Below are 21,999 nucleotides of genomic sequence, written 5' to 3' on the forward strand. Positions count from 1 at the left end.
TGTCTGTCGAGCCGTGGGAAGCCTTAGTCCAGCTTCCGCCCGAACGTGAACTCCCCGTCGACATAATCCACCGGCACCACATCCTTGGCCGTGAACTTGCCTTCCAGGATCGCCCGCGCCACCGGGTTCTCGATCTGCTGCTGGATCGCCCGCTTGAGCGGACGCGCGCCGAACACCGGGTCGTAGCCCGCGCTGGCAATCTTTTCCAGCGCCGTCTCGCTGACCTCCAGCGTCATGTCCATGCGGGCCAGGCGGGCCTGCAGGCGTTGCAGCTGAATGCGCGCGATCGACTCGATATGCTTCTGGTCAAGCGCGTGGAACACCACCACTTCATCGATCCGGTTCAGGAACTCCGGCCGGAAATGCGTGCGCACTTCCTGCCAGACCGCGCCCTTGATCGCTTCCTGCGGCTCGCCGGCCATCGCCTGGATGATCTGCGAACCCAGGTTGGACGTCATCACGATCACCGTGTTCTTGAAGTCCACCGTGCGGCCCTGGCCATCGGTCAGGCGGCCGTCGTCCAGCACCTGCAGCAGCACGTTGAAGACATCCGGGTGGGCCTTCTCGACTTCATCGAGCAGCACCACGCTGTACGGCTTGCGGCGCACGGCCTCGGTCAGGTAGCCGCCTTCCTCGTAGCCCACGTATCCCGGCGGCGCGCCGATCAGGCGGCTGACGCTGTGCTTCTCCATGAATTCGCTCATGTCGATGCGGATCAGGTGCTCTTGGGAATCGAACATGAACTCCGCCAGCGCCTTGCACAGCTCGGTCTTGCCGACGCCAGTCGGGCCCAGGAACAGGAACGAGCCATAGGGCCTGTTCTCGTCCGACAGCCCGGCACGCGAACGGCGGATAGCGTCGGACACCAGCCGCACTGCCTCGTCCTGGCCCACCACGCGCGCATGCAGGCGGTCTTCCATCTTCAGCAGCTTCTCGCGCTCGCCCTGCATCATCTTCGACACAGGAATGCCGGTCGCGCGGCTCACCACTTCGGCGATTTCCTCGGCGCCAACCTGCGTGCGCAGCAGCTTGTTGGGCTGCTTCTGCTCGCTGGCTTCGGCATCGGTCGCGGCCTTGAGCTTGCCTTCCAGGCCGGGCAGCTTGCCGTATTGCAGCTCGGCCACCTTGTCCAGCTTGCCTTCGCGCTGCAGCTTGGTAATCTCGAGCTTGACCTTCTCGATCTCTTCCTTCAGCGCGGCCGTGCCCTGCGCGGCGCCCTTCTCGGCCTTCCAGATCTCGTCCAGGTCGGCGTATTCCTTCTCCAGGCGCGCGATCTCCTGCTCGATCAGGTCCAGGCGTTTGAGCGAGGCTTCGTCGGTCTCTTTCTTGACCGCCTCGCGCTCGATCTTCAGCTGGATGGTGCGGCGCTCGAGCTTGTCCATCGCCTCCGGTTTGGAGTCGATTTCCATCTTGATGCGCGCGGCCGCCTCGTCGATCAGGTCGATGGCCTTGTCGGGCAGAAAGCGGTCGGTGATATAGCGATGCGACAGCTCCGCCGCGGCGACGATGGCCGGGTCGGTGATCTCGACGCCGTGGTGCAGCTCATACTTTTCCTGCAGGCCGCGCAGGATGGCGATGGTGGCTTCAACCGTGGGCTCGTCCACCAGCACTTTCTGGAAGCGGCGCTCCAGCGCGGCGTCCTTCTCGATGTACTTGCGGTATTCGTCCAGCGTGGTCGCCCCGATGCAGTGCAGCTCGCCGCGCGCCAGCGCCGGCTTGAGCATGTTGCCCGCATCGATCGCGCCCTCGGCCTTGCCCGCACCCACCATGGTGTGGATCTCGTCGATGAAGACGATGGTCTGGCCTTCATCCTTGGCGACGTCGTTCAGCACCGCCTTCAGGCGTTCCTCGAACTCGCCGCGGTACTTGGCGCCTGCAAGCAGGCCGGCCATGTCGAGCACCAGCACGCGCTTGTTCTTCAGGCTCTCGGGTACCTCGCCGTTGACGATGCGCTGCGCCAGGCCTTCGACAATGGCGGTCTTGCCCACGCCCGGCTCGCCGATCAGCACCGGGTTGTTCTTGGTGCGGCGCTGCAGGATCTGGATCGCGCGGCGGATTTCGTCGTCGCGGCCGATCACGGGGTCGAGCTTGCCGATGCGGGCGCGCTCGGTGAGGTCGATGGTGTACTTCTTGAGCGCCTCGCGCTGGCCTTCGGCCTCGGCGCTGTTGACGGATTCGCCGCCGCGCACGGCCTGGATGGCCGATTCCAGCGACTTGCGGTTCAGGCCGTTCGCGCGCGCGATGCGGCCGGCCTCGCCCTTGTCGTCGGACACGGCCAGCAGGAACAGCTCGCTGGCGATGAACTGGTCGCCGCGCTTGATGGCTTCTTTCTCGGTGGCGTTGAGCAGGTTCACCAGGTCGCGGCCGATCTGAACCTCGCTGGTGCCCTGCACCTGTGGCAGGCGCTTGATGGCGGCATCCAGCGCCGTCTGCAGGCCCTGCACGTTGACGCCGGCGCGCGACAGCAGCGCCTTGGCGGCGCCGTCGTCCTGCGCCAGCAGGGCGCGCAGCACGTGCTGCGGCTCGATGTATTGGTTGTCGTTGCCCAGTGCCAGGCTTTGCGCATCGGCCAGCGCTTCCTGGAACCGGGTGGTCAGTTTGTCAAGACGCATAGGAATCCCTCTCTCAGATAAGGTCGTGTCCTGATGCGAGGGGGCGTCGGCTCACGGTCTTGGCTGCCGGAGCGCCCGTATGCCCTGCCGGACACTGGATGTCTTACCGAAAGATAAGGCTTCGCCGCGACATTTCAAGGCCGCGAACAGACGCGTTGCTACGTCTTGTTGATACGTCTTCGAGTGCAGCATGCGATACGCCCGGAAGCGCTAAGCGGCCCGGCTCTCGCCCTTGTCCGCCAGGTTGCGCACCAGCACCAGCGACTCGCCCTGCACGACCACCCGGCCGTCGGCGCCGGTGACGACGCTGGCCAGGTTGACCAGGTCCTTGCCGGCGCGCAGCCGCACGATGCGCACGCGCGCGGTCAGCGGCTCATCCAGCCGCGCGGCTGAAGCCAGCCGCAGCGACTGCTTCATCCAGCCGGTGCCGCGCCCGGGCAGTTGCGTGCCGAGCAGGTCCGAGAACATACCGGCCAGCAGCGGCAACGGCACAACCGGGCCGCCAAACCCACGCGCGCGGGCGAAGGCGGGGTCGGCGTGGTACGGGTTGGCGTCACCGGTCAGGGCGATGTATTCGTCCAGATCGGCAGATGAGAAAGCCCGGCTCGCGCTGGCTTGCTGGCCGGGGCGCAGGCGATACAGCGCGGGGTCGCCAGCGCCCTCCGGCGCCGCATCAGCCTCGGGCGGCAAGGCGGCGATCCGCTCCGGCGCGGCGTCCGGCAGCCACAGCGACGCGCCCACCGCCGTCGCCCTCCCCACTGCACCTACCTCACCTCCCTCACCCACCTCGCCCTCCCCGCCGCCACTGCTCACCGTGGTGCCGTAGCCGGCGAGTCCGGCGGGCACCGCCGCCGGTCCCAGCACGATCCGCACCGTGTCGCCGACAAAGGCTGGCGACGGGAACATCAGCGTCTGCCCGACCGGCAGCGCCGGTGCGGGCAACTGCCGCCAGGTATGGGCGCACAGCAGCGAAAACAGGAACATGCCGTGCGCCACCGTGGCACCGAAATGCGTGCCACGGGCAAAGGCCGGATCGCAGTGGATCGGGTTATCGTCGCGCGACAACGCCGCGAAGCGGTCGAAGTCGCGCTGCGTCAGCACGCGCGGTGAAGCGTCGGTCATCAGTCGGGCACCTGGACAGTAGAAGCGTTGACGGTAATCGCGTTGGCGGGCGTCGGCGAGGCCGCGAACGGCGGCACATTGGACGGCAGCAGCGTCGGCGCGGTGGTGGTGTTGGAGCTGCCGCCGCGCGGCGTGGTGCGCACTACCTGCGACGGCGGCAGTGGCTTGTTGGCGGTCAGGTTGTCGTAGACCGCGTCGAGCGCGCGGATTACGTAGATGTGCAGCGGCACATAGCGATTGCTATAGCCCGACACCGCCCCGATGAAGGCATCGAAGTGCTGGGCGTTCTCGACCTCGACATAGGTCAGCTTGCTGGTATCGCCCTCCTGCCGCCGGTTGAAGCCGAGGTATGGTCGTGACGTGTGGTTGACCGGCAGCAGGCCGTCGCTGCGACCGTGCACGATCATCGCGGGCTTGCCGCGCAGGTTGCCCGAGCGCAGCGTCTGGGCGAGGCCGGATTGCAGCGCCTGTGACGGAGCGTCGGTACCCGTCAGCAACGCACGCAGGCAATTGGCGCCGTCGAAGTTCGCGTCGGTGCGCTGGGTCGAGACCGAGACCGACCGGCCGTTAAGGAAAGGCCCGTTGACCGGATCGCGGTCATTGATCAGCTGCACCGTGCTGGTGGGCGGCACGCCGTTGCCAGTGGCGAACATCGATGCCAGAGCCGCCGGCGCAATCACTGCCGGCTTGAAATCCGCCAGCGTCGTCGCAAAACTGTAGCCGCACAGGCGATCCGTCACGCTGGCCCGCGCGTACGAGTTGGCATAGGTGACCGAAATCGAGGCCGCTGTATCGAGCGCGGCGAGCGACGGATGGAGATCGTCCGATTCCGGCTCCCACCCCGCCGCATGCAGCGCAGCCAGTGCGCTGGCAGCCTGGTCGCCCAGTGTGCTCCCCGACACGATGTTCTTGTCCGCCAGCGTCTGGCAGCGATTGGCGAAATTAACGTTCTGGCCAAAGGCTGGCGCGAGGGTCAGGGCCGTCGCCTGCGACGCGCATAGCTGGAGTAGGTTGGCCGTGGTCATGTAGTCATAGAGGATGCGGCCCGAGGCACTGACGTTAGTGCTGCCGCGCTTGATCACGACGCCGGTATCAGGCGGCATGTTCAGGTTTGGCTCACCCACCGCCACGCCGTCGATCAGGCCATCGGTATCCTGCTCGGCCGCGGCGACGGCAGCTCCACCGCCGTTTGACACGCTTGAGGCAATGACCAGAATCTTGTCCTTGTCCATGCTGAACTGGCGAGTGCCATCGGCCGCCACCGCCCCGAAGCGGTCATTCATGGCCCAGATGCCGAACTGGACCGCCTGCAGCGTGAACTTGCCCCAGTCCTTCTCCGGGTTCTGCTGCGAATGGGCGTGCTTGAAGGCCAGCCGGTGCGGCGCAGCGGCGGTAAAGTCTGCCAGCGAGATCACCCCTGGCTTCGCCGCGAACTGGGCGCTCTTGCTGGCTGCGGTGCGCGTGGCGCGAGTGCCGTCAATCAGCGGCACGGTGTCAGTGTCCAGGTCGTGTGGCGCGGCGCCTGTTCCCTTGTCGGTATAGGCCACGGCGCAGCCGCGCTTGAGACCCCACTCGCCGACGGCGATGGCGCCGTAGACGCCGCGCGATCCCGACGAGGTGGCTGTGATCATGCAAGGCTTCGCCGTATTGAACGTGTTCGGGATCTGCACCAGCATCGTCACATTCTGATTGCCGGTGCCGTCGTCCGAATACGCCAGGTATTCCACACCCGCGATCTTGCCTTCGGAGGCGGTGACGTTACCCTGCGCATCCACGTTGGGGCCGTACAGCGAGCCGTAGCCGCCGCCGGACGTGGTATCGACGATGGCGCGGTAATTCGAATGAATCGCATAGCGCCGCAACTCGGCCGCGGTTGGTGAAGTCGGGTTGGCCGGCATCGGCGCCGAGCTGCTGGCCAGGCCGTCCTTGCCGAGGCCAGCAGTCAGCAGGTCGTCGGTGGTGCCGTTGTAGCTGTTGACGGTGACGGCGCCGACAAAGGCGGGCTTGGTGTTGGGGTTGCTGCCGTTGCTGTTGCTGTTCTTGTTGTCGCCGTCGCCCGAGCCGCAGGCGGCTGCGAGCATCGCTGCGCCAGTGGCCAGGACCGTGACTCCGAGGCGGCGCTGCCGCAGCGGCGGAATCTGCGTGGATTGCATGTCACCCTCCTTCTGTCGCCCCGCAAAGGGGGGCAGTCGAGACGTTCGTCAAATGGAAGACTGCGGAGACTGCGAGACTTCGGCAATGCGAAAAGACAGAAACGGCCGGCGCGATGCGCCACGCCTCAGCCGGGAAACCTGGTGCGCAGCTTGTGCTTTTCCACCTTGCCTGACGGCGTGCGCGGCAGTGCGTCGAGAAACCGCACGTGGCGCGGCACCTTGTAGCCGGCCAGTTGCGCCTTGCAGTGGGCGATGACCTGGGCTTCGTCCAGCGTGGCGCCCGGACGCAGCACCACCAGCGCCATGCCGACCTCACCCCAGCGCGCATCGGCGGTGCCGATCACCGCGGCCTCGGCCACGCCGGGGAGCTGGAACAGCACGTTCTCGACCTCGGCCGGATAGACGTTCTCGCCGCCGGAAATAAACATGTCCTTGGCCCGGTCGACGATGTAGTAGTCGCCCTCCTCGTCGCGATACGAGATATCGCCGGAATGCAGCCAGCCGTCGCGGAGCGCGGCAGCCGTCGCTTCGGGCATGTTCCAGTAGCCCGGCGTCACGCCAGGGCCCTTGATCAGCAACTCGCCGCGCTCGCCGGGACCCACGTCCACGCCCAGCGGATCGACGATGCGCGTGAGCATCGACCCGACCGGCTTGCCGATGGTGCCTATCTTGCGGCGCGCAGTTTCCTCGTCGCAGACGAACACCGTCGGGCCCGTCTCGGTCATGCCGAAGCCGAAGCAGATGGTCACGCCCTTGGCCAGGTAGGCTTCCAGCAGCGGCTTCGGCACCGGCGAGCCGCCCGCCGACATATTGCGCACGCCGCCAAAATCCGCCTGCGCAAAGCGCGGGTGCTGGCTCAGGAACAGGTAGACGGCGGGCACCGCAAAGAACATCGTGATGCCCTTGCCGGAGGCCCGGTCGAGCCTGTCGAGCACGACCTGTGGCTCGAACTGGCGCATGATGTGCACCGTGCCGCCGGCATGCAGCACCGGGTTGGCGTACAGGTTCAGCCCGCCGGTATGGAAGAACGGCAGCACGTTGAGGAACACGTCGTCGCGCGTGATCTTGTTGGCCAGCATGGCGTTGACGGCGTTGAAGAACACCATGCCATAGGTCTGGATCACGCCCTTGGGCTTGCCGGTGGTGCCGGAGGTGTAGAGCAGGTGCCAGACCTCGGACTCATCGCGGCACGGCATCTCGATAATGCGGCCGGAAGCGGCATCGAGCACCGCCTCGTACTCGGTCCAGCCGCCGGGCACGTCGGCGGCCTCGTCGTCCGCCAGGTGCAGCACCGTGCGCAGCGGCACTGTGCGCGCCAGCTCAGCCGCCACGGCGAGGAAGCCGTCGCCGGCTACCAGCACCTCGGGCGTGCAGTCCTGCAGGATCGGCAGCAGTTCCGCCGCCGGCAGGCGCCAGTTCAGGCAGACCATCACCACGCCGGCCTTGGCGCAGCCGTACAGCATCTCGAAGTAGTCCGAGCTGTTGTGCGCCAGCACCGCGACGCGCGCGCCGGGCGCCAGGCGCAGGCCCTCGGTCAGGTATTCGGCGAAGCGGCTTGCGCGCTCGTCGAAATGGCGATATGTGACATGGCGGCCGGTCTCGACGTCCACCAGCGCCACCTTGTCGGGAAAGTGCTGCGCGTTCTTGTGCAGCCAGTCGATGACGTACATGCGCGAGCCTCCGCTGCTCAGGTTGCCACGTCCTGCACGGTGTTGTTGCCGCGCAGCCGTCCCACTACGCCCTGAGGGAAATAGTAGACGCTCAGGATAAACAGCAGGCCCAGCCACAGCAGCCAGCGGTCCGGATGCAGCAGCGACGACAGCAGCGGCAGCGCCGAGGTGGCGTCGCTGGCCAGTTTCATCACGTCCTGCAGGTAGGTCTGCGCCACCAGGAACAGCACCGTGCCGATCACCGCGCCGTAGAGCGTGCCCATGCCGCCGATCACCACGATCAGCAGGATATCGACCATGATCTCGAACGACAGCGAGGTGTCTGGTCCGTTATAGCGCAGCCACAGCGCCATCAGCACGCCGGCCAATGTGGCGAACATCGCAGACAGCACCGTCGACACTGTGCGGTAGACCACGGTGCGGTAGCCGATCGCTTCGGCCCGGAAGTCGTTTTCGCGGATCGCTTGCAGTACGCGCCCGAAGGGGGAGTTGACGATGCGCAGCAGCACCAGGAACAGCACCACCGCGCCGGCGAACACCAGGTAGTAGCTCAGCAGCTTGCCGGTCAGCGGCACGCCGAGCCACTCGGCATCGCCCAGCGAAAAGCCCGGCCGCAGCACCTCGGGCACCTTGAAGGTCAGCCCGTCCTCGCCGCCGGTCCATTCCGACAGCTGCGACACCAGCGTGGCAAAGGCGGTCGCCACCGCCAGCGTGATCATGGCGAAGAAGATCGCGCGAACCCGCAGCGAGAATAGCCCGATCAAAAAGGCCAGCAGCGCCGATACTGCCAGCGCGCCCACAGTGCCCGCCAACAGCGCGCCCCACCCCGGCTCCATGCGCGACATCGCGATCGCCACGCCATAGCCGCCGATGCCGAAGAACATGGTATGGGCGAAGGAGACGATGCCGGTATAGCCCAGCAGCAGGTCATAGCTGGCCACCAGCACCACGAAGATGCAGATCTTGGCCGCCATGTTCAGCGCGCGCGCGCCGGGAAATGCGAACGGGGCGCACGCCAGCGCCACCAGGATCACCAGCAGGATCACTGTCAGCACGCGGCTGCGCGGCAGGTCGCCGGAGAGAAGTCGGAGCATGGTCGTATTCCTCCCGTTAGCGCCGCGCCACCGGGAACAGCCCTTGCGGGCGCCACAGCAGGATCAGCATCATCAGCAGGATGTTGGAGAACAGAGCAACCTTGGGAAACAGGAAGCCGGTGTAGTTGGCCATCAGGCCCACCAGCAGCGCGCCGACGAAGCAGCCGGTGGTCGAACCCAATCCGCCGATGATGATGACGATAAAGATCAGCACATTGACCTGCGCGCCGATCGCCGCGGTGATGTTCTGCTGGTACAGGCCCCACAGCACCCCGCCCAGCCCTGCGAGCCCGGCGCCCACGACGAACACGCCGATAAACAGCCGCCGGATGCGGTAGCCGAGCGCCTCCACCATCTCGCGGTTCTCCACGCCTGCGCGGATCAGCAGGCCGATGCGGGTGCGGTTGAGCAACAGCAGCATGGCGATGAAGATCACCAGTCCCAGCGCCATCGCGATCAGCCGGTATTTCTCGATGGCGGCATCGCCCAGCAGCACCGCGCCGCGGAACGTGGTCGGCACCTGCAGCGCGATGGTCTCCGGGCCCCAGATCGCCTTGATCAGCTGCTCGGCCACGATCATGCCGCCCATCGTGATCAGGATCTGCTTCAGGTGCTGGCCGTAGACGGGGCGCACTACCACGCGTTCGAAGAAGAGTCCGACTGCGCCGGCTGCGACCATCGCTGCGATGATCGCGAGCGCGAACACGGACAGGTTCAGCGCCAGGCTGTCGGCCTCGACCCAGCCTGCCAGCGGTAGCAGCACCGAGGCCGCGACATAGGCACCCAGCGCGATAAAAGCACCATGGCCGAAGTTGAGCACGTCCATCAGGCCGAACACGAGCGTCAGACCGGACGACACCACGAAGATGATCATCCCCATCGCCAGCCCGGCGATGGTCAGCGTGAGCCAGGTCGATGGGCTGCCCACCAGCGGAAAGGCCAGCAGCATCAGCAATGGCGCCAGTGCCAGCGGGGTCCAGTCGAGGCGGACCTTCGGCAGGTCGGCCGGGGTGGCGCTTGGTATGGTCGTAGTTGTTGTCATGTGTCTCGTCCTGCCGCGGCACGTCGTCCCGCGCGCTGTGCTACCAACCGCTGAGTGTGTGCTCCCTCTCCCGCAAGCGGGAGGGGGAGAAAACAATCGGTTCGGTGTTACTGGTGCGCTGCCAGCGACAGCCCCAACAGCTTCTGCTGCAGGGACTCGTCGTCAGCCAGCGCCGCCATCGAGCCGGTATGCACCGTCCGCCCGTCATCCATCACCGCCACCGTATCCCCCACCGACTTCGCCATACTGAAGTTCTGCTCCACCAGCAGGATCGAGACCTCGGTCTGCTTAAGTTCGCGGAACACGTGGATCATGTTCTGGATGATGGCCGGCGCCAGGCCCTTGGTGGGCTCGTCCACGATCAGCAGCTTGCGCGGCTCGATGATGGCGCGCGCCACCGACAGCATCTGCTTCTGGCCGCCCGACAGCACGCCGGCGCGCTGGTGCCAGAAGGTCTTCAGCGCCGGGAACATGCGGAACACCCAGTCCAGCCGGCGCTCGTCGATGGCACCGGTGCGCGCGGCCAGCCGCATGTTCTCGGCCACGGTCAGGTCGGAAAACACGCTCATGTTCTCCGGCACGTAGGCAATGCCCGCTTGCGCGATCGCGGGCGTACTGTGGCGCGTGATGTCGGCGCCGTCGAACGTCACCGTGCCGGCGCTCGCCTGCCACAGGCCCATGATGGTGCGTAGCGTGGTGGTCTTGCCTGCGCCGTTGCGCCCAAGCAGCATCGTCACCCCGCCGCGCGGCACGTCGAAGCTGACGCCGTGCAGGATGTGGTACGGGCCGATATGGGTCTGCACGCCATGCAGCCGCAGGATGGGCGCCGCGTTCCGTGGCTCAGCCATGGTTTCCCTCCTCCTCCGCCATGCCCAGGTAGGCCTGCTGCACCACCGGCGAAGCGATCACCTCGGCCGGGTCGCCGTCGGCCACCAGCGTGCCGTTGTGCAGCACGATGATGCGGTCGGCCAGCGAGCGCACCACGTCCATCTTGTGCTCGACCAGCAGCACGGTCTTGCTGCGGTCCTGGCGAATCTCGCGGATCAGGTCCAGGATCACCGGCACTTCATCGACGCTCATGCCCGCGGTGGGTTCGTCGAACATGAACACGCGCGGCTGCAGCGCCAGCAGGATGCCGACCTCCAGCTTGCGCTGGTCGCCGTGCGGCAGCGACGCCACCGTCAGGTGCTGCTTGCCGGCCAGCGCCACGCGCTCCAGGATCGCCAGCGCCTGCGCGCGCACGTCGCGGTGGCTGGTCCACATCGAGAACAAGTCGATGCCGCGCTGCTGGCGCGCCTGCACCGCCAGCCGCACGTTCTCCAGTACGGAAAGCTGTGGGAACAGGCTGGTCAGCTGGAAGGCCCGGCCGATGCCGCGCCGGGTCTTCTGCGACACCGGCAGGCGCGTCACGTCCTCGCCGTCGAGCAGGATCTGGCCGGCGGTGGGCGGCAGCTGGCCCGAGATCAGGTTGAAGTACGTGGTCTTGCCCGCGCCGTTGGGGCCGACAATGCAGGTCAGCTCGCCGGGCCGGAACGCGCACGATACCGCGTTGACGGCCACATGGCCGCCGAAGCGGATGGTCAGCTCGCGCGTTTCCAGCAACGGCTGCGCGCCGGCCGCCGTCGCGGTGCTGCCGCGCTGGCCGGCCGGCTGCGGTGGCACCGGCGCGGCCACTGTGCGGGCGGAAGAAGCAGGCGCGTTCATCAGCGGTGATTGCGCACGGGCACGTTCATTTCCTCCGGCCTGATCTCGCGCACGAGCTCAGGCACGCCCCAGGCAAAGGCCGGATCGACCTTGATCTTGAAGTGGTACATCGACTGCATGGCCTGGTGATCCTCCTTGCGGAAGGTCATCTTGCCCTTGGGCGTGTCGAACGACATGCCCTCCATCGCCGTGATGAGCTTGTCGGTGCCAGTGTCGCCGTTGGTCTTCTTCAGCGCCTCGACCAGCGCAATGCCCGCGGTCATGCCGCCAGCGGTGAAGAAGTCGGGCGGCGACTTGAACTTGCTGTAGTGGTTGGACACCAGCCACTCGTTGGCCTTGTTCTTCGGGATGCCGAAGTAGTAGTACGTGGCCCCTTCCATGCCGGGGAAGTTCTTGTAGCTGGTCATCGCCGGCAGGATATTGCCGCCGGTGGCGATCTCGATGCCGTAGCGCTTGGGATCCAAGTCGGCGATCTTGAACGGGTTGCCGGCGCCGGCCCAGATGATGAAGATCACCTTGCGGCCGGGCTTGTCCTTGAGCGCATCGAACAGGCGCTGCGCGCCGGCGGTGAAGTCGGTGGTGTTGGTCGGCAGGTATTCCTCGTGGACGATCTTGGCGTTCTTCAGCGCGCCCTTGAACGCCTTGACGCCGTCGCGGCCGAAGGCGTAGTCCTGCGCCAGCGTGGCGATTGTCACGCCAGGCTTGTCCAGCGCCACCGCGTTGGAGATTGCGTCCTGCGACGAGTTGCGGCCGGTGCGGAAGATATAGCGGTTCCACTTGTCGCCGGTGATGGAGTCGGCGACGGCGGGCTCGACCAGCAGCACCTTCTTGTATTCCTCGGCCACCGGCAGCATCGCCAGCGCGGTGCCGGAAGAGGTCGGGCCGACCGCGATATCGGCGCGGTCGTCGCTGTAGGCAGCGGCGAGCTGCGCCTTGGCCACGTCCGGCTTGCCCTGGGTGTCCTTCTCGATCACCACCAGCTTGTTGCCATTGACGGTCATGGTGCCGTTGGTGGCGTACTCCAGCCCCATTATCAGGCCGGTCTGGGTCTGCTTGGCGTAGGCCTCGAGCGCGCCGGTCTTGTCGTAGACGTGGGCGATGCGGATGTCTTTCGCCAGCGCCGCGCCGGCGGCGAGCAGCGCGGCCGCCATGACCATGGCTCGTAGGGTGTGGGTGTTGCGTTGCATTGCTGCCTCCTCGATTCGGTCTCGTTTGTGTTTGTTGGGCTGAAACCTGCTGCAACTGCGTGGGGGTGTTGCTTTGCTATTCGCGCGCGCGGCCTGCAAGGAAGTGCCGCATGCCCTCCGCCGTCTCGGCACTCGCCACCTGTGCGACGAAGGCCACGCGCTCACGCTGCAGGCCCGCTGCCAGCGCGTCGGCATCCCAGCGCAGCAATGCGCGCGTGTGCGCGACGCTGCCGGGCACCTTGGCCGCGATGCCGCGTGCCAGCGCGATGGCCTCGGCCTCCGCCGATCCCGGCGCCGCCAGCGCGGCCGCTATGCCGTGCGTGAGCGCATCCGGCGCGGCCACGATCGTATTGTTCAATTGCCAGGCGCGCGCCCGCGGCGCGCCGACCAGTTGCGGCAGCATCGCGGTCCAGCCGCCGTCCGGGCTGAAGCCGACTACGGTGTAGAACGGCGCAATACGCGCATCCTGCGCCAGCACCGCCATGTCGCACGCCAGAACCAGGCCGAGCGAGCCACCGGTGAGCCAGCCTTCCACCGCCGCCACCATCGGGCAGCGCAGCGCGGCAATGCGCAGGATCGACCGGTTCAGCAGCGCCAGCAGCCGGTCCGCATATTCCGCAATGCCATCACCCTGGTCGGCAAAGGCGGCCACATCGCCGCCGGTCGAGAAGTTCGGTCCCGCATGGGTCAGCACCGCCACGCGGATCGACGGGTCGGCCTCGATTTCATCCAGCGCGTCGAGCAGCGCCTCCAGCAACTCGGGCACCAGGCTGTTGTGCCGCTGCGGCCGGTTCAGGCGCAGCAGCGCCACGCCGTCGGCGCAATCCAGCAGGACCAACGGCTCGCCGTGCGTGCTCATCGCGGCTGCAGGCCGTGCGAGATCAGGTCGAAGGCGGTATCGACCACCTTCTCCATCGATGCGGGCCGCTTCCAGCGCGCATAGCGCATGCCCAGGAAGTTGCTGATGCCGATCAGGCACCAGGCGCGCACCTCGGCATCGCCGGGGACGATCTCGCCCTGCTCTTCGGCGCGCTCGAGGCGCCGGCTGTAGAGCTCGGCAAAGACCTGGAAATAACTGCTGTAGATGGTCTCGTCCACCGAGTAGGAATCGAGCACGATCCGGTACAGGTTCTTGTGGCGCGAAACGAAAGAGAGGAAGGCCTTCAGGCCGAGGCGCTCGGCCTCCATCTGGCTGGCGGCGTTGGCCACGTGCTTGCGCAGGTGCGCGCGCACCAGTTCCAGCATATGGGCGACCAGCGCGCGGAAGATGTCTTCCTTGTCCTTGAAGTACAGGTAGAAGGTGCCCATCGCCACCTTGGCTTCCTGCGTGATTTCGGAGATCGATGCGGCGTAGTAGCCTTTCTCGCCGAACACTTTCTCGGCAGCGCGCAGCAGTGCTTCGCGGGTCTTCTGCCCGCGCGCGGTCTTGGGCGGGCAGATGGCGCCGGCCAAGCCGGGTTCGCGGACTTCGCCAGTCTCGCCAGTTTCGGTCTGGGACATCGTGTCTCCGGTGGCGCTGTGCGCCTTGTCATTGGAATGCCAGCCGCTTCATGTCCTGCAGGCGGTGTCCCGTTCTTGGCAAGTACCTCCTCGCACCTGCCGCCGCCTTTGAATCACTGCCTTGAATCGTTATGCAGGCAAAACCTGATATCTGATTCATGTTTCATCGTATAAATTCACCACGAAGGATGTCAATAGGGATCACCCTCCACCGGGGCAGGTTGCGCGCGGTGGCATCCAGGCCACTTTCCCGACCCACCGCCAGGAGATACCCGTCGTTGGACGCTCCCGCTTCGGCCCCCGCAAGCACCGCGCCCCCGCCTTTTGCCAGCCATCCGGCCGCCGGCGCCCTGCCAGGCTGGCGCGAAACCGGCCAGGGCCGGCCACTGCTGTTACTGCACGGTTGGTCGGTCAGTGGCGAGGCCTTCGACGGCCAGCGTGCGCTGGCGCTGGCGGGATTCCGCGTGATCGCGCCTGACCACGCCGGCCATGGCCTGTCCCGCTACCGCGCCGGCACCACGATCACGGCGCTGGCGCAGGATGTGGCCGGCCTGGTCGCGCACCTGGGGCTCGCTGACGTGGTGGTGGCAGGCTGGTCGATGGGAGCAATGGTGGCATGGGCACTGCTGCGTGACCATCCGGGTCTTCCGCTGGCGGCGGTCGGCAGCATCGACATGACGCCCCGGCTGGTGACGGATCCGGACTGGCCGCATGGCCTGCACGGCGACTATGACATCGAGCACGCCGCGCAGATGGCGGCCCGTATCCGGGCCGACTGGGTCCGGCTGGCGCCGTCTTTCGCGCTGGGATTGTGGGCGGCGGGACGGCGCCCGGACGGCGCCGCAATGCAGCGCATCGCGCAGATGGCAAGCCAGTGCGATGCCGCGGCGCTCGCCGCGCAGTGGGAGGATATGGCGCGCCAGGATTTTCGCGCGACGCTGCGTACGGCGGCCTTGCCGCTGTTCCACCTGTACGGTGCGGCCAGCCGCTTGTACGCGCCGGCGGTCGGCACGGCCACGTTAGCGCTGCAACCTTCGGCAGGATTCAGCGTGGTAGCCGGTGCAGGCCACAGCCCGCATATGGAGCAGCCGCAGGCGTTCAATGCCGCGTTGCTCGCGCTGATCGCTCAGGCCAGCACGCGGTAAGTCCAGAGGCCAAACGCTGTGAGCAGCAGCGAGCCACCCAAGTGCAGCAGCAGGTGCATCGCCGCCCAGCCATAGTCGCCGGCGATCAGGTTCGCCACTACTTCACTGGAAAAGGTCGAGAACGTGGTCAGCCCGCCGAGGAAACCGGTGACGGCCAGCAGGCGCCATTCCGACGGCAGGGCGGCGTGCGTGTCGAAGTAACCCACCGCCAGCCCGATCAGGTAGCCGCCCAGCAGGTTCGCCGCCAGCGTGCCGTAGGGCATGGCCGGGTTGATGGCATTCCACAGCACCGAGAACCCCCAGCGCAGCCACGCACCTACCGCGGCGCCTACGCCCACGGCGACAAACCCCAACGGACCCATCAGGACCGGCTCCCGCCGTCGCCGCCCTCTCCTTGCTGCTCGTCATCGCCGCTGGCGTTGAACGACGCGATGCCCCAGCGCTTGAGCGCGGCTTCGTCGGTGACGCGGGCATCGACCCAGCGCGCGCCTTCCGGCGTTTCTTCCTTCTTCCAGAACGGCGCTTCGGACTTAAGATAGTCCATGATGAATTCGCACGCAGCGAAGGCATTGCCGCGATGCGCGGACGCGACCGCCACCAGCACGATCTGGTCCTGCGGCAGCAGCGGGCCGACGCGATGGATGATGGTCACGCCCAGCAGCGCCCAGCGCGCGCACGCGGCCGCCTCGATCTGAGTCAGCGCCTTCTCGGTCATGCCCGGGTAGTGCTCCAGCTCCATCGCGCTGACGGCGCTGCCGTCGCTGATATCGCGCACCGTGCCGATAAAGCTGGCCACCGCGCCTACCGCCGGGTTGCCGGCGCGCAGGGCCGTTACCTCGGCACCCAGGTCGAAATCCTCGCGCTGTACCCTGACGCTCATCTCAGCCTCCGGTGACGGGCGGGAAGAAGGCGACCTCGCAGCCGTCGGCGATCGCCGTATCGGGCCGCGCCACCGCGTGGTCGACGGCCATGCGCAGCGCGCGGCCTTCGGCCAGGGTCTCGGCCCAGGCGCCGCCGCGCTGGATCAGCCAGTGGCGCAGCTCGCCCACGGTGCGCACGCCCGTCGGCACCTCGATGCGCTCTTCGGCCACGCCGAGTTGTTCGCGCACGCTGGCGAAGAATCGTAGTTCGATGGTCATCACTGCTTCTGCGTCCTGATGATGCGGGCCCGCTATGCGAGCAGGCCGTCAAACGGAATGAACTGCACGGTGTCGCCGCGCGCGATCGCCTGGTTGGGCGGGTTGTCGATCAGGCCATCGCCCCACACGGTAGAGGTCAGCACGCCGGAGCTCTGGTTCGGGAACAAGTCCAGCCCACCCTCCGTGTTGATGCGCGCGCGCAGGAACTCGTTGCGGCGGTCGCCCTTCTTCAGCTCGAAATCGGCACGCAGCGGCAGGCGGCGCGGCGCCACGTCGGCCACGCCCTGCAGGCGCAGAATGAAGGGCCGCACGAACAGCAGGAAGGTGACGAAGCTCGACACCGGGTTGCCCGGCAACCCCAGGAAGAAGGCCGGCTCGGCACCGGCGCTGGTGACCTGCCCGAACGCCAGCGGCTTGCCCGGCTTGATCGCGATCTGCCACATGTCGAGCCGCCCTTCGGCCTCGACCGCGGGCTTGATATGGTCTTCCTCGCCGACCGACACGCCGCCCGAGGTGATGATCAGGTCGTGGCCTTGCGCCGCGCGGCGCAGCGTCTCGCGCGTGGCCGCCAGCGTATCCGGCACGATGCCGAAGTCGCTGACCTCGCAGCCCAGGTTTTCCAGCAGGCCGCGCAGCGTGAAGCGATTCGAGTTGTAGATCGCGCCCGGCTTGAGCGGCTCGCCCGGCATCGCCAGTTCGTCGCCGGTGAAGAACACCGCCACCCGCACGCGCCGCACCACGTCAAGCCTTGCCTGGCCGACCGAGGCACCCAGCCCCAGCGCCTGCGGTGTAAGCCGCGTGCCGGCCGGCAGGATCACGCTGCCGGACTCGATGTCTTCGCCAGCGCGCCGCACCCATTCGCCGGACTGCGGCACATGGTTGACGATCACGTCCTCGCCCTCGGCCGTGCATTGTTCCTGCATCACCACGGCATCGGCACCCGGCGGAATCAGCCCGCCAGTGAAGATGCGCGCGGCGGTGCCGGGTTCAAGCTCAGAACCGACATGCCCTGCCGGAATGCGCTGCGACACGCGCAGCCGCGTGCCCGCGGCCGGCACATCGGCGGCACGCATGGCATAGCCATCCATCGAGGTGTTGTCCGCCGGCGGCACGCGCAGCGTACTGGTCACGGGCGCGGCCAGCACGCGGCCGTTGGCGTCAAGCGTGTCGACCGACTCCACCTGGGCCAGCGGACGGGCGGCAGCGAGCAAGGCGTCGAGCGCCTGCGCCATTGTCAGCATCGGGGGACGGGAAGGTGCTGCGGCTTGGGTCATGGTGCGATGTGCAAAATGGGTTGGCCCATGCGGGTTGACCCAAAAGAAACGGCCCGCGCATTGCCGCCCTCCAGCAAACTGGCGGCGTGCAATCCGGGGGCCGAGGCTCGGGCCCGCAGCCTGATTGTAGCGAGTTGGCACGGACCCGGCACGCGGCAGCGCCGCAGCCCGGTCCCCGCGCCCATGCGTCGCTTACAGGCCGGTGTGGCGGGCGATATAGGCCTTGACCTGCGCGGCGTCGGCCGGCATCACTTCGAAGCGCTGTGGGAGGCGCTCGATGCCCTCGAACTTTGCCGGGCGCTCCGGCTCGTGGCCAAGCGCTTCGCGGATGGTGTCGGCAAACTTGGCGGGCAGCGCGGTTTCCAGCACCACCATCGGCACGCCGGCGCTGAGATGCTCGCGCGCCACCTTGACGCCATCGGCGGTATGGGTATCGATGGTGATGCCATAGCGCGACGACAGGTCGCGGATGGTCGCCACGCGGTCGTCATGCGTGCTGCGGCCCGAGACAAAGCCGTACTCGCGGATGCGGTCGAATTCCGGCGTGCCCGACAGGTCGAAACCGCCCTTCTCTTCCACGTCGCGGAACAGCGCCGCCAGCTTGTCGGCATCCTGGCCCAGCAAGTCGAACACGAAGCGCTCGAAGTTCGAGGCCTTGGAGATATCCATGCTCGGGCTCGACGTGTGGTACGTCTCGGCCGACTTGCGCACGCGGTACGCGCCGGTGCGGAAGAACTCGTCGAGCACGTCGTTCTCGTTGGTGGCAACCACCAGCTTGTCGATCGGCAGGCCCATCATGCGCGCGATATGGCCGGCGCAGACGTTGCCGAAATTGCCGGACGGCACGCAGAACGAGACCTTCTGGCCGGGGCCGCTGGTCGCCAGCAGCCAGCCCTTGAAGTAGTAGACCACCTGGGCCACCACGCGCGCCCAGTTGATCGAGTTGACCGTGCCGATCTTCTGGCGCGCCTTGTAGTCGAGGTCGTTGGAGACCGCCTTGACGATGTCCTGGCAGTCGTCGAACACGCCTTCGACCGCCAGATTGAAGATGTTGGCGTCCTGCAGGCTGAACATCTGCGCGGTCTGGAACGCGCTCATCTTGCGGTGCGGGCTCAGCATGAACACGCGGATGCCGCGCTTGCCACGCATCGCGTACTCGGCGGCGCTGCCGGTATCGCCGGAAGTCGCGCCCAGGATGTTCATCTCCTGCCCGGCACGGCCCAGCGCGTACTCGAACAGGTTGCCGAGCAGCTGCATCGCCATGTCCTTGAAGGCCAGCGTCGGGCCATTGGACAGGCCCAGCAGTTGCAGCTTCGTACCGCACTCTTCGCCCAGGGTGCGCAGCGGCGTGATGTCGGCGGTGTTGTCGCCTTCGCGCGCGTTGCAATACACCTCGGGGGTATAGGTCTTGCGCGTCAGCGCGCGCAGGTCTTCGGCGGGAATGTCGTCGCTGAACTTGCGCAGGATCTCGTAGGCCAGGTCGGCATACGACAGCTTGCGCCAGGCTTCGAGCTCGTCGGCACTGACTTGCGGGTACTCGACGGGCAGGTACAGGCCGCCGTCCGGCGCCAGGCCGCCCAGCAGGATCTCGGAGAAGGTTTGCGGCAGTTCGTGGCCGCGGGTCGACTTGTATTTCATCTGAATCTGCTGGTCCGGCCCTTAGTTCAGTTCTTCCATGCGCAGCCGCGTCACGTCGGACAGCACGGTCTGCAGCGCCTCGATCTTCGCGATGGCGGCGTTGACATGCTTCTCGCGCGTGATGTGGGTCAGGATGATGATGTCGGTCTGCGGCTCGCCTTCGCGGGATTCCTTCTGCAGCATGGCGTCGATCGAAATACCGCCTTCGGCCAGGATGCGGGTGATCTCGGCCAGCACACCGGTCTCGTCCGACACGCGCATGCGCAGGTAGTACGAGCTGTTGATCTCTTCGATCGGCAGCACCGGCACGCTCGACAGCTCGTCCGGCTGGAACGCAAGGTGCGGCACGCGGTGGTTCGGATCGGCGGTGTGCAGGCGGGTCACGTCGACCAGGTCGGCGATCACGGCCGAGGCGGTCGGCTCGGCGCCGGCGCCCTTGCCGTAGTAGAGCGTCGCGCCCACGGCGTCGCCCTGCACCAGCACGGCGTTCATTGCGCCTTCGACGTTGGCGATCAGGCGCGAGGCCGGCACCAGCGTCGGATGCACGCGCAGCTCCACGCCGTCGTCGCGGCGGCGGGTGATGCCCAGCAGCTTGATGCGGTAGCCCAGTTCCTCGGCGTACTTGATGTCGGTGGCAGCCAGCTTGGTGATGCCTTCCACGTGGGCCTTGTCGAACTGCACCGGCATGCCGAAGGCGATCGCGCTCATCAGCGTGACCTTGTGCGCGGCGTCGATGCCTTCAATGTCGAAGGTCGGGTCGGCTTCGGCATAGCCGAGCTGCTGGGCTTCCTTCAGCACCACATCGAAGTCCAGGCCCTTGTCGCGCATCTCGGACAGGATGAAGTTGGTGGTGCCGTTGATGATGCCGGCGATCCACTGGATGCGGTTGGCGGTCAGGCCTTCGCGCAGCGCCTTGATGATGGGGATACCGCCGGCAACCGCGGCCTCGAAGGCGACGATCACGCCCTTGCGGCGCGCGGCTTCGAAGATCTCGTTGCCGTGCACGGCCAGCAGCGCCTTGTTGGCGGTGACCACGTGCTTGCCGTTCTCGATCGCCTTGAGCACCAGCTCGCGCGCGATGCCGTAGCCGCCGATCAGTTCGATGACGATGTCGATGTCCGGGCGGTTGACCACCTCGTTGGCATCGCTGACGATCTCCACTTCCCCGTTGGTCAGTTCGCGCGCGCGTTCGGTGTTGAGATCGGCCACGATGGCAATCTCGATGCCGCGGCCCGCGCGGCGGCGAATTTCTTCCTGATTACGCTTGAGCACGTTGTACGTGCCGCTACCGACGGTACCGATGCCGAGCAGGCCAACTTTGATGGGGTTCATGGACAATCTTCTGAGTTGCTAAGGATGAGTTGCGGCGCGGCCCGCGAATTCAGGCCGCTACCTTGCCGTGGCGTTTTCGGTACGCCTCGAGGAAGCGCGCGATGCGGCCGATGGCCTCGCGCAGGTCTTCCTCGTGCGGCAGGAACACGATGCGGAAATGATCGGGCTTGGCCCAGTTGAAGCCCGAGCCCTGCACCAGCAGCACCTTGGACTCCTGCAGCAGTTCGTAGATAAACTCCTGGTCGTCCTGCACCGGGTACATCGACAGGTCGAGCTTGGGGAACAGGTACAGCGCGGCCTTGGGCTTGACGCAGGTCACGCCCGGGATCGCGGTGATCAGTTCGTAGGCCAGGTCGCGCTGGCGGCGCAGGCGCCCGCCTTCCGCCACCAGGTCGTTGATGCTCTGGTAGCCGCCCAGCGCGGTCTGGATCGCCCACTGGCCCGGCACGTTGGCGCACAGGCGCATCGACGACAGCATGTTCAGGCCTTCGATGTAATCGATCGCCGGACGCTTGTCGCCGGACACCACCATCCAGCCGGCACGGTAGCCGCACGAGCGGTAGTTCTTCGACAGGCCGTTGAAGGTCACCGTCAGCACGTCGGTCGACAGCGAGGCGATCGAGGTGTGGGTGTTGCCGTCGTACAGGACCTTGTCGTAGATCTCGTCGGCGAAGATGATCAGGTCATGCTCGCGCGCGATCGCGACGATCTCGAGCAGCAGTTCGTCCGAATACAGCGCCCCGGTCGGGTTGTTCGGGTTGATGATGACGATGGCCTTGGTGTGCGGCGTGATGCGGGCCCGGATATCGGCGGGGTCGGGCATCCAGTCGTTGGCTTCGTCGCAGATATAGTGCACCGGCGTGCCGCCGGAGAGGCTCACCGCGGCGGTCCACAGCGGGTAGTCCGGCGCCGGCACCAGCACTTCATCGCCGGTATTGAGCAACGCGTTGACCGCCATCACGATCAGTTCGGAGGCGCCATTGCCGACATAAATGTCGTCCAGGCCAACGCCCTCGATATTTTTTTGCTGGGTATAGTGCATGATCGCCTTGCGCGCGGCGAAAATACCCTTGGAATCAGAATAACCTGCCGAATTTGGCAGATTTCGCATCATGTCCTGCTGAATCTCTTCCGGCGCGTCAAAGCCGAACACGGCCAGGTTGCCGATATTCAGCTTGATGATCTTGTGCCCTTCTTCCTCCATCTGCTTGGCCTTTTCCAGCACCGGACCGCGGATGTCGTAGCAAACATTATTGAGTTTGTTGGATTTCTGGATGGGTTTCACGGCGATGTCGGGGCAGGCTGTCGGGGCTGGCGATAGGTGTGCCGCGTCGGCGGCACCGAACAGGGGAATCCGGGCGAATCTGACGAATGCGGAGGTGCCGTC

The 21,999-nt window shown here is 66.5% G+C and carries 19 protein-coding genes; 1 reads left to right on the plus strand and 18 read right to left on the minus strand.

Annotation, left to right across the window (positions count from 1 at the left end):
- Positions 1 to 23: 23 nt before the first annotated feature.
- From clpB to ABNX08_RS12985, 11 genes are all read right to left on the minus strand, one after another.
- Positions 24 to 2,612, minus strand: coding sequence for an ATP-dependent chaperone ClpB (clpB, locus tag ABNX08_RS12935; protein WP_349609203.1), 2,589 nt, complete (start codon positions 2,610 to 2,612; stop codon positions 24 to 26).
- 210 nt (positions 2,613 to 2,822) lie between these two features.
- Complete coding sequence (locus tag ABNX08_RS12940; protein WP_022535655.1) at positions 2,823 to 3,734, minus strand: MaoC/PaaZ C-terminal domain-containing protein; 912 nt, start codon at positions 3,732 to 3,734, stop codon at positions 2,823 to 2,825.
- On the minus strand, positions 3,734 to 5,887 hold the full coding sequence (locus ABNX08_RS12945; protein ID WP_374063605.1) for a 3-hydroxybutyrate oligomer hydrolase family protein: 2,154 nt from the start codon (positions 5,885 to 5,887) through the stop codon (positions 3,734 to 3,736). The genes ABNX08_RS12940 and ABNX08_RS12945 overlap by 1 nt, the downstream gene beginning before the upstream one ends.
- A gap of 125 nt (positions 5,888 to 6,012) precedes the next feature.
- Entirely contained in the window at positions 6,013 to 7,557 is a 1,545-nt protein-coding gene (locus ABNX08_RS12950) for a long-chain fatty acid--CoA ligase (RefSeq protein WP_349609201.1), read from the minus strand.
- A 17-nt stretch (positions 7,558 to 7,574) separates the two neighbouring features.
- Entirely contained in the window at positions 7,575 to 8,651 is a 1,077-nt protein-coding gene (locus tag ABNX08_RS12955) for a branched-chain amino acid ABC transporter permease (protein ID WP_022535658.1), read from the minus strand.
- A gap of 16 nt (positions 8,652 to 8,667) precedes the next feature.
- Positions 8,668 to 9,693 (minus strand): branched-chain amino acid ABC transporter permease, encoded by a 1,026-nt coding sequence (locus ABNX08_RS12960; RefSeq protein WP_022535659.1) that lies wholly within the window; start codon positions 9,691 to 9,693, stop codon positions 8,668 to 8,670.
- Positions 9,694 to 9,800: 107 nt separating this feature from the next.
- Positions 9,801 to 10,541, minus strand: a complete 741-nt coding sequence (locus ABNX08_RS12965; RefSeq protein WP_022535660.1) for an ABC transporter ATP-binding protein — start codon at positions 10,539 to 10,541, stop codon at positions 9,801 to 9,803.
- On the minus strand, positions 10,534 to 11,295 hold the full coding sequence (locus tag ABNX08_RS12970; RefSeq protein ID WP_041681519.1) for an ABC transporter ATP-binding protein: 762 nt from the start codon (positions 11,293 to 11,295) through the stop codon (positions 10,534 to 10,536). Before ABNX08_RS12970 ends, ABNX08_RS12965 begins: the two co-directional genes overlap by 8 nt.
- 101 nt (positions 11,296 to 11,396) lie before the next feature.
- Positions 11,397 to 12,584 carry a substrate-binding domain-containing protein gene (locus ABNX08_RS12975; protein WP_022535662.1) on the minus strand — a complete coding sequence of 396 codons (1,188 nt, stop codon included), beginning with the start codon at positions 12,582 to 12,584 and terminating at the stop codon, positions 11,397 to 11,399.
- 76 nt (positions 12,585 to 12,660) lie between these two features.
- A complete protein-coding gene (locus ABNX08_RS12980; RefSeq protein WP_022535663.1) occupies positions 12,661 to 13,443 on the minus strand; it encodes an enoyl-CoA hydratase/isomerase family protein in 783 nt (260 codons plus the stop codon).
- On the minus strand, positions 13,440 to 14,084 hold the full coding sequence (locus tag ABNX08_RS12985) for a TetR/AcrR family transcriptional regulator (RefSeq protein ID WP_022535664.1): 645 nt from the start codon (positions 14,082 to 14,084) through the stop codon (positions 13,440 to 13,442). Before ABNX08_RS12985 ends, ABNX08_RS12980 begins: the two co-directional genes overlap by 4 nt.
- A gap of 278 nt (positions 14,085 to 14,362) precedes the next feature.
- Here ABNX08_RS12985 and ABNX08_RS12990 point away from each other — a divergent pair, with 278 nt between their 5' ends.
- Positions 14,363 to 15,229, plus strand: a complete 867-nt coding sequence (locus tag ABNX08_RS12990; protein WP_022535665.1) for an alpha/beta fold hydrolase — start codon at positions 14,363 to 14,365, stop codon at positions 15,227 to 15,229.
- Here the strand turns inward: ABNX08_RS12990 and crcB are convergent.
- From crcB to ABNX08_RS13025, 7 genes are all read right to left on the minus strand, one after another.
- Positions 15,211 to 15,591, minus strand: coding sequence for a fluoride efflux transporter CrcB (crcB, locus tag ABNX08_RS12995; RefSeq protein ID WP_022535666.1), 381 nt, complete (start codon positions 15,589 to 15,591; stop codon positions 15,211 to 15,213). The genes ABNX08_RS12990 and crcB overlap by 19 nt on opposite strands.
- Entirely contained in the window at positions 15,591 to 16,109 is a 519-nt protein-coding gene (gene moaE, locus ABNX08_RS13000) for a molybdopterin synthase catalytic subunit MoaE (RefSeq protein ID WP_022535667.1), read from the minus strand. The genes crcB and moaE overlap by 1 nt, the downstream gene beginning before the upstream one ends.
- 1 nt (position 16,110) lies before the next feature.
- The gene (gene moaD / locus ABNX08_RS13005) at positions 16,111 to 16,368 is read right to left on the minus strand and encodes a molybdopterin converting factor subunit 1 (RefSeq protein WP_022535668.1); all 258 of its coding nucleotides are present in this window, start codon (positions 16,366 to 16,368) and stop codon (positions 16,111 to 16,113) included.
- Between the two features lie 32 nt (positions 16,369 to 16,400).
- Positions 16,401 to 17,642, minus strand: a complete 1,242-nt coding sequence (glp, locus tag ABNX08_RS13010; protein WP_022535669.1) for a gephyrin-like molybdotransferase Glp — start codon at positions 17,640 to 17,642, stop codon at positions 16,401 to 16,403.
- A gap of 192 nt (positions 17,643 to 17,834) precedes the next feature.
- Positions 17,835 to 19,280 (minus strand): threonine synthase, encoded by a 1,446-nt coding sequence (thrC, locus tag ABNX08_RS13015; protein ID WP_349609196.1) that lies wholly within the window; start codon positions 19,278 to 19,280, stop codon positions 17,835 to 17,837.
- Positions 19,281 to 19,301: 21 nt separating this feature from the next.
- Entirely contained in the window at positions 19,302 to 20,612 is a 1,311-nt protein-coding gene (locus ABNX08_RS13020; protein WP_349609194.1) for a homoserine dehydrogenase, read from the minus strand.
- Between the two features lie 49 nt (positions 20,613 to 20,661).
- Positions 20,662 to 21,897: a pyridoxal phosphate-dependent aminotransferase gene (locus ABNX08_RS13025; protein WP_022535672.1), complete on the minus strand. Its 1,236-nt coding sequence runs from the start codon at positions 21,895 to 21,897 to the stop codon at positions 20,662 to 20,664.
- Positions 21,898 to 21,999: the final 102 nt, after the last annotated feature.

Source organism: Cupriavidus sp. DF5525, assembly GCF_040149425.2.
In the GTDB taxonomy this organism is placed as follows: domain Bacteria; phylum Pseudomonadota; class Gammaproteobacteria; order Burkholderiales; family Burkholderiaceae; genus Cupriavidus; species Cupriavidus pickettii_A.